The following is a 275-nucleotide window of genomic DNA, read 5'->3' on the forward strand; positions in this document are numbered from 1 at the left end:
GATGAAATACGGAAAATTTTTGCTTCGTTGTTGAAAGGTAAGGAAGAATTCGACGGCTTCTTTAGTATGGTGAAGGCTGAACGGGTGAGCTGGGGATTGTCTGGACTGATACGCCGTCTGTATGAAGGAAAAATCTGCGAGCATGCCGACGTAGATATGTTGGTCCGGCAGTATCCTTGTGAAATGGCCTATGCGCTGGCACTGATTGATACTACCGATTATCGTTCTGTAACACCGGGATGGGTGCTCCGCAATTATCCGGCTGTGGAATATGT

Annotated in this window: 1 protein-coding gene; it reads left to right on the forward strand. The window is 47.3% G+C overall.

Translation table 11 applies throughout. The annotated features are described in order from the left end of the window. Nucleotides 1-275: hypothetical protein (locus QWJ41_RS22560; RefSeq protein ID WP_302710490.1), on the forward strand; the 275-nt coding region annotated here is incomplete at both ends.

It is taken from the genome of Nocardioides cremeus (genome assembly GCF_030518195.1).
In the GTDB taxonomy this organism is placed as follows: domain Bacteria; phylum Actinomycetota; class Actinomycetes; order Propionibacteriales; family Nocardioidaceae; genus Nocardioides; species Nocardioides cremeus.